Source organism: Bacillus sp. JJ1773, assembly GCF_036962035.1.
Taxonomy (GTDB): Bacteria; Bacillota; Bacilli; order Bacillales; family Cytobacillaceae; genus Cytobacillus.
Window position 1 is genome coordinate 1 of record NZ_JBALNX010000066.1, and the last position, 6935, is coordinate 6935.

Annotated in this window: 9 protein-coding genes; 4 read left to right on the forward strand and 5 right to left on the reverse strand. The window is 35.5% G+C overall.

Features of this window, described 5'->3' with window-relative positions; genetic code table 11:
- Positions 1-211: 211 nt before the first annotated feature.
- The 3 genes from V7127_RS19220 to V7127_RS19230 all read left to right on the forward strand — a co-directional run bounded on the left by V7127_RS19220 (position 212) and on the right by V7127_RS19230 (position 2714).
- On the forward strand, positions 212-841 hold the full coding sequence (locus V7127_RS19220) for a PadR family transcriptional regulator (protein ID WP_335347213.1): 630 nt from the start codon (positions 212-214) through the stop codon (positions 839-841).
- Entirely contained in the window at positions 822-2108 is a 1287-nt protein-coding gene (locus V7127_RS19225) for an MFS transporter (RefSeq protein ID WP_335347212.1), read from the forward strand. The genes V7127_RS19220 and V7127_RS19225 overlap by 20 nt, the downstream gene beginning before the upstream one ends.
- A gap of 135 nt (positions 2109-2243) precedes the next feature.
- A complete protein-coding gene (locus V7127_RS19230; RefSeq protein WP_335347211.1) occupies positions 2244-2714 on the forward strand; it encodes a YkyB family protein in 471 nt (156 codons plus the stop codon).
- Between the two features lie 62 nt (positions 2715-2776).
- On the opposite strand, the gene V7127_RS19235 is transcribed toward V7127_RS19230, so the two are convergent.
- The 3 genes from V7127_RS19235 to V7127_RS19245 form a co-directional block, all read right to left on the reverse strand.
- The gene (locus tag V7127_RS19235) at positions 2777-3682 is read right to left on the reverse strand and encodes a chemotaxis protein (RefSeq protein ID WP_335347210.1); all 906 of its coding nucleotides are present in this window, start codon (positions 3680-3682) and stop codon (positions 2777-2779) included.
- Positions 3683-3857: 175 nt separating this feature from the next.
- Positions 3858-4328: a DinB family protein gene (locus V7127_RS19240; RefSeq protein WP_335347209.1), complete on the reverse strand. Its 471-nt coding sequence runs from the start codon at positions 4326-4328 to the stop codon at positions 3858-3860.
- Positions 4329-4424: 96 nt separating this feature from the next.
- Positions 4425-4949 (reverse strand): RDD family protein, encoded by a 525-nt coding sequence (locus V7127_RS19245; protein WP_335347208.1) that lies wholly within the window; start codon positions 4947-4949, stop codon positions 4425-4427.
- Between the two features lie 260 nt (positions 4950-5209).
- Here V7127_RS19245 and V7127_RS19250 point away from each other — a divergent pair, with 260 nt between their 5' ends.
- Positions 5210-5416: a hypothetical protein gene (locus V7127_RS19250; protein WP_335347207.1), complete on the forward strand. Its 207-nt coding sequence runs from the start codon at positions 5210-5212 to the stop codon at positions 5414-5416.
- Between the two features lie 41 nt (positions 5417-5457).
- Here the strand turns inward: V7127_RS19250 and V7127_RS19255 are convergent, their stop codons facing one another.
- Together V7127_RS19255 and V7127_RS19260 are read right to left on the reverse strand one after the other, a co-directional pair.
- Positions 5458-5634: a hypothetical protein gene (locus V7127_RS19255; protein ID WP_335347206.1), complete on the reverse strand. Its 177-nt coding sequence runs from the start codon at positions 5632-5634 to the stop codon at positions 5458-5460.
- A gap of 62 nt (positions 5635-5696) precedes the next feature.
- Positions 5697-6575: an NAD(P)-dependent oxidoreductase gene (locus tag V7127_RS19260; RefSeq protein WP_335355345.1), complete on the reverse strand. Its 879-nt coding sequence runs from the start codon at positions 6573-6575 to the stop codon at positions 5697-5699.
- Between the last annotated feature and the right edge of the window lie 360 nt (positions 6576-6935).

The following is a 6935-nucleotide window of genomic DNA, read 5'->3' on the forward strand; positions in this document are numbered from 1 at the left end:
AAATGTCCCTAATGTTTACAAATTCTCCATATTATTTTTTCATTATAATACAAAATGACAAAAAAGACAGGCTTGTTTGTCATACATTTTGCAGTTAACTGTTTAAATGCTGAAAAATAAATAATATTTGCATTATTTGGCTGTCTTAATGTATCATTATGATATATCATCTTGATATATCAATAAGATATATGGAAGGGAGCTTTTTTCATTGTCAGTCGAGCATACAATACTTGCAGTATTAAGCTTTTGGCCTAGTTCCGGCTACGATATTAAATCTGAATTTGAGCATAAGGCGGCAGGATTATATTGGGGGATGAGTTATGGAAGTATCTACCCAAAGTTAAAAAAACTCGAACAAGAAGGCTATATTTTTCCCATTGAAAAGGAGGAAGAAGGCCGAAAAAAGAAACTGTACGAACTAACACCAAAGGGGTGGGAAGAATTTGAAAATTGGCTCCGCATGCCGCCAGCTTACCCTGTTATTAAAGATGAACTTTTTATGAAAATGTCAACTTGGCATGAAGATATGGATACCTCTATACTCATTAAGCATTTGCTGAAAAGGAAGGAGGAAACAGAGGATATTTTGAACTTTGTCAAAGAATGGCCGACAAATGGCTATTCCTTTATTAGCAAATTAGGAATGCTTTCCATCAGGTACGCAAAAATTCGCCTAGAAGCAGAATTATTATGGATTGAGGAAACCGTTCTCGCATTGGAAGAAGATAATCTTCCAAAAGGCCAGGACCCGAATAACAACATGGATAAGCTTTTAGCAAGGCGAAGAGAAGCCATTTTAGAAAAAAGGAGAGCTAAAAATGAAAACAGGCATGTTTAAGACTCTTAAAATCCCTCCCTTTCGCTCCCTGTTTGGAGCACAGGTATTTTCAGATTTAGGAAATTGGCTTGATTTCGTTGCATTACAAGTAATAGTAGCCTATCATTGGGGACTTGATGAATCGGCAATTGCTTCTGTCATTATTACGTTAGGTCTTCCATGGGTTATTATTGGCCCATTTGCAAGTGTATTTGTTGATCGCTTACCGAAGAAAAAGATGATGATAGTATGCTTAATTTTAAGAATTGTCTTCGTATTAGGGTTGTTTTTTTCACCAAATCTTTACTACCTGCTTGTTTTTGTTTTCTTGAAAGGAACCGTTGCTGCACTATACGACCCAGCCAGACAAAGTACGATAAGAATGACAGTACCCGAAGATCAGCTGCCTGAAGCTGTTACACTTAGCCAGCTTTCTGTCAATACGATGAAAATTATTGGCCCTGCACTCGGAGGAGGCATCATTGCCCTATTCGGAGTAAAGAGCCCATTCTTATTTGAAGCTTGTGGTTTTATCATTGCGATCATTTTTTTAATCAGTATGCCAAAACTGGATGAAGACTCATTTGTTAAACATAGTTCTGAAAAAAATACAATTGAAAAACAAAGTAGTTATTGGAGAGAATTAACAGAAGGAATTAAACATATTGCGAGAACTCCCCTATTAAAAATTTCAATCCTCTTATCTTCAGTCGCTTTTTTTATTATTTTCTTATACGATGGTCTCTTTGTCTTTATTGCTCAACTTCTCGGGTTTTCTCAAGGGAATTTTGGTTTGCTCATAAGCGGAGTAGGGTTAGGCAGTGTTATTGGTTCTCTTATTTTAGGGCAATGGACGATGTGGAGAATTAAACCCATTCATTTCATGTCAGGAGCTTCTCTATTAAGCGGGAGCCTGATAATCCTAGTTGGCCTAGGAGGTATGGGTCTCATACAGCTTCCACCCTATCTCTGGATAATTGGCGCATTTTTTCTAGGATTACTAGGCTCAGGAGAGGCTGTTCCATATGGCTTTGTCTTGCAGTCTGAAACACCAAAACATTTGATGGGCAGAGTATCATCTGCGGCCATGTCTTTACAGACCTTTTCAATGTTAATTGCTCCTGCGGCAGGAGCTCTTATAGCAAAAGCAGTTGGTGTACCTGCTGTCTTAATTGGTGCTGGCCTTGCAACATGCTTATTAGGCAGCTTCGTATTATTATTCATTGTACAAAAATTGAAGACACCAATAGTTACTCATGAAACGGAAGTTTTACAGAAAACAACTTAATAAATTTTGTAATAGACTCTACTACTAAGAGGAATTTCCGTTAATCTGGAATATATTATCTATTTTATTTTCATTTTTTTGAAAAAAGGGGTATAATAGCAATATACCCCTAAATATTTGAAAGGAGTCATACTATTGAACTCGGAAAAGAAAGACAATCCTCATCATTTACATCCAACGGTTGAAAACCTCTCACAAGCAATCTTCACCGTTAATCGCCATGCAAAAACAGCAACGAACCCAAAATTCCTATATAAGCTGAAACAGAATGCATTACACAAGCTTATTAGAGAAGGGAAAGCTAATAAGGTGGGGCTTCATTTCTCAGGTAATCCTAAATATAGTCAGCAGCAATCAGATGTACTTGTTGAATGTGGTGATTATTCATTTCATTTGCCGCCATCGAAAGCCGACTTTGCTGAACTGCCACATTTAGGAAAATTAAATGATCATATACGAAATCCAAGATCCACTCTCTCCTTAAACCAAGCCAAAAAACTTCTAATATCTTATACAGGACTTAAGGAAGTTAATGACACCCCATCACATAAAAAACGGTCATATAATAAACCAGTATTTAAAAAGCTGGGAGAAAGTTATTTTTAAAATAAAAAGCTAGGTCCCATTTATTAAGGGATCCTAGCTTTTTCCTATTTCTTTTTGTCATCCTAAAGTGCTATCTTATCAATAAGCAGGACAAGCTCAGCTATCTCAGGCTTACTTACTTGTGCATCTGCTCCAACCATTTGCCCTTTATGGCGAAGATCATCTGTAATTAAGGAAGAAAAAATAACGACAGGTATTTTTGTTAATTCATGATTACTTTTAATACGTTTCGTTAAATGATGCCCATCCATCTGAGGCATTTCAATATCTGTAATTACAAGCTGAACTTCATCAACAATATTCTTTCCGCTTTGAATGATGTTTTCTAAATAATTTAGTGCATCACGGCCATTTTCAAAAAACTCTATATATTGGAACCCAGCTTCCTTTAACGTATCATGTAGAAGCTTACGTAATAATGGAGAATCCTCTGCCACCACTAGTCGTTTATTAGATCGTTCCCGTTTCCCAAGCTTTTGAACTTGCTGAACGTTGATCCCCGTTTCAGGATTAATTTCCACAACAATTTTTTCAAAATCTAATAATAAGATCATTTCTCCATTAAGCTTGATGACTCCAATAATCTGGCTGTCAGGACCTTGATACATTTCAGACGGCTTTTCTATTTGATCCCAAGAAATCCGATGAATTTGTGTCACACTATGTACATGGAAAACGATTTTTTGCTTATTAAATTCTGCGACAATAAATTTATCCTGCTGAGGATTCTCAGATGGGGGGAAACCTAATGCGGTAGCTACATTGACAACAGGAAGCACTTCTCCTCGCAATTCAATAATGCCCTCAACATTTTTATGAGCATGAGGTACTTGTATAACAGGAACAGGGTTAATGATTTCTTTTACCTTTATCACATTTATTCCAAATTTATTTTTCCCTATACCAAACTCAACAATTTCCAATTCATTTGTTCCGCTTTCCAACAATATTCCTTTTTTATGTTCCACGCAAACTTCGCCCTTCCTGTAAATGAAATGAACAATTATACCTATTACTATATCACGAATAGGAAATTTTTCTTGAAATAATTTAAAAGATTTCGTGAATAATTTTCTCATAGCTTTGGTCACTATTGAAATAGAAAAAGCAGGCTATCCGCCTGCTTTTTCTACATTCCGAACATTAGTTTGAAGATATTTGTCCAATAACCCGATTCACCTGTTCCTTATGATGCAGATCATGTTCAATAAAATCTTTAAAATAGTCTTTAATAGTTAATTTATGATCACCTATATGAAAGGCAACTTCTAACTCATCTTCATTCATTTGATTAATCATAGAAACAAATTGTTGTCTAATGGATAATAGCTCATCTAACAATTTCTCTTTTGAAACATTCTTCGAGTATTCTGCCGCCTGGTCATTAACTTTTTGAAAATCAGGGAATTTATCAAGCTTTGCTCCCTCTTTAAAAAAAGGAAAACGTTCATTTATTGAATAACGGTCCCAATATAGTAAATGTGCTATTACCGCCCGTACCGGCCATTTTCCTTCTGATATAGGAACCATCCACAAATCATCCTTTAATTCTTTTAAAGTACGTAACCACTCGGAAAACGCTTCGTAATGATTTTGAATATCATTCATTTTCATCCTAAAACCCCTTAATATTTTTATTAATTCGTCAACATTTACAGAATTTCCTCTTTAAAAAAAGCTGCATTGTTTTTTTCCAACGCAGCTTTTTTACTATTTTTTTATGACAGTCGTACCTGCAATTAAATCGTGAAGGGATTGCTTTTTCTCCGTAAAGGCAGCAATAATGTAACCAATTAATAGGATTCCTGATAAAAAAGACATTGCTAAATATCTGCCTAAAGCTCGCCAGAAGGAAATTTTGTTTCCTTTTAAATCCGTAACCTTTAATCCTAGCAATTTTTTTCCTACAGTTGCTTGCCATTTTGAAGCGTGCAAACCAGCGAAATAAGCAACGGCCCCTATAATATTAATTAATAATGATAGCCCAAGTGCTCCTAAATAAGAACCAAAGAGTAAGAGTGCTTCCTCATCAGTTATTTCGGTTGCATACGGATCGCCAAAAAGTAAATCAAGTGCACCAGTGCCCCCAAAAAAGATCATAAAAATAATCATCGTAACGATAAATAATGGCACACCAATAATGATGGAATCAATTATATAAGCTGCAAATCGAATCCAAAATCCTCCGTATTCCTTCCTTTCTTCATACGGTTGTTTATCCAAAATCGTTTCCACAGTATTACCTCCAAAACACTTTATAGTAAAATAATGACCTTCTATTATACTAATAGCATTTTATATTATACTCAATAATTTCTAATAATTAACATTACTAAAATACCATTTTATTGGCTTTTTAGGCAGAATAATTTTATCCTTGAATAATTCGACTTTTTTGTGAACAACTTCACATATCCATAGACACCGATCCCTATGAATTATAAAATTGAGTTATAAAAGATAACAACTAATAAAATTTAAAGAGGTGCTATATCATGATGAAAGGCACAGCCATCCTATTTCAAGAAAATCAAAAAGTTACTGTTATTGAAAACGTAGACCATTCTACTTTTGAAGAAATGGAGGCACAAAGTGGGTGTGACCATTGCAAATGCACTCTAGAAAATATTGAATTTGACTTTGGTCCAGTTTCTCCAGTTTTTTGGCATGAAAATGAAGTTGACTGGGATTACGGATATTAATAAAGAGGAAAAGGTGAGCCATTTTAAGCTCACCTTTGTTATTATCCCTTATATTTCCCATTATTTTTCGCTGCTTTTTCCTTTTTTGCTTTATCCTTATGAATTTTATTTGTGTCGGTACTTCCCATTTCATGTGCAAATTCCGTGTCTAATACAGCTGAATCGAAGCCTTTTTTATTTTTTTGCTGAGGATCATTTTTTTTCGTTTTTTTTGCCATAGAAGAACCCCCTTTTAATAACAATCAAATTTATTATTATATAAAGAGGATTTCATTATTCATTAACGATCCCAATACTTATAAAGTGCTTGAGTACCGCTGTTTTCCTCCCCGGCTTCAGCAAGCTTTGCATACATTTCCTTTGCCAATGCTAAGCCAGGTGTATCCATCCCCATTCCCTCAGCTTCTTGTAAAGCAATGTTTATATCCTTAATGAAATGCTTAATATAAAATCCAGGATCAAAATTTCCGTTTATCATTCTTGGTGCTAAGTTTGAAAGGGACCAGCTGCCTGCAGCACCTGTCGATATGCTTTTCAATACAGTCTCTGGTTCAAGACCAGCCTTTTCTGCATAAACGATCGCTTCACATACTCCAATCATGTTCGAAGCAATGGCTATTTGGTTACACATTTTTGTATGCTGTCCAGAACCAGCATTTCCTTGATAGACAATATTTGTTCCCATTAAGCGAAAGATTGGTTCCATTTCCAAAAATGATTCTTTCTCCCCGCCAACCATGATTGAAAGCTTTGCTTCCTTTGCACCGATATCACCTCCAGATACTGGTGCATCAAGAGCGAAAATACCTTTTTTTCTTGCCTCTTCATATATTCGTTTAGCAAGAGTTGGAGTGGACGTTGTCATATCGATGACAAACGATTTTTCTTGTCCGTTTGTAATAATTCCATTTTCCCCTAAATATACCTCTTCCACATCTGAAGGATAGCCAACCATTGTAATAATGACATTTGCCTTTTCTGCAACATCTTTAGGAGAATTTGTCCATTCTGCACCTTTAGCAATTAAATCTTCAGCTTTCGTTTTTGTCCGTGAATAAACAATTAATGGATATCCTGCATGAAGCAAATGCCCTGCCATACTTTTCCCCATGACACCTGTTCCAATAAAGCCGATGACCGTATTATCACGTAACCCCATCTTTAAACTCCTCCCCCATCATTTTTATGTATTTATTGTCAATTTCACTGCTAATTCTATTCTACTTCAAGTTGAAGTCAAAAAGAATATTCCCTATATAAAAGTTAGAGTTTTTCTATTATTCTATTTTATACATTAAGCAGTAGCTGCCTTCATTTATATGGAAACGAAAAGGAAAAAGACTAGACCAAATAGTCTAGCCCTCCCCAAGTTTCATGCGCTTTAACATTATTTCCTATCAATTCGGTTACATACTAATCAAAGAAAAGATTTTTATCGCAGATTAACGGGCTGTAAGACCCACCACTTCAAGAAGTTGAGTAAGACAAAAATTTCTAAGCAGGGGATCAACAGCCCGTA

What these genes read in the sequence shown, in the direction of transcription:
- V7127_RS19250 (WP_335347207.1), top strand. Translation starts at nt 5,210, where the DNA reads ATGATGAAAGGCACAGCCATCCTATTTCAAGAAAATCAAAAAGTTACT.
- V7127_RS19260 (WP_335355345.1), bottom strand. Translation starts at nt 6,575, where the DNA reads ATGGGGTTACGTGATAATACGGTCATCGGCTTTATTGGAACAGGTGTC.
- V7127_RS19225 (WP_335347212.1), top strand. Translation starts at nt 822, where the DNA reads ATGAAAACAGGCATGTTTAAGACTCTTAAAATCCCTCCCTTTCGCTCC.
- V7127_RS19240 (WP_335347209.1), bottom strand. Translation starts at nt 4,328, where the DNA reads ATGAAAATGAATGATATTCAAAATCATTACGAAGCGTTTTCCGAGTGG.
- V7127_RS19255 (WP_335347206.1), bottom strand. Translation starts at nt 5,634, where the DNA reads ATGGCAAAAAAAACGAAAAAAAATGATCCTCAGCAAAAAAATAAAAAA.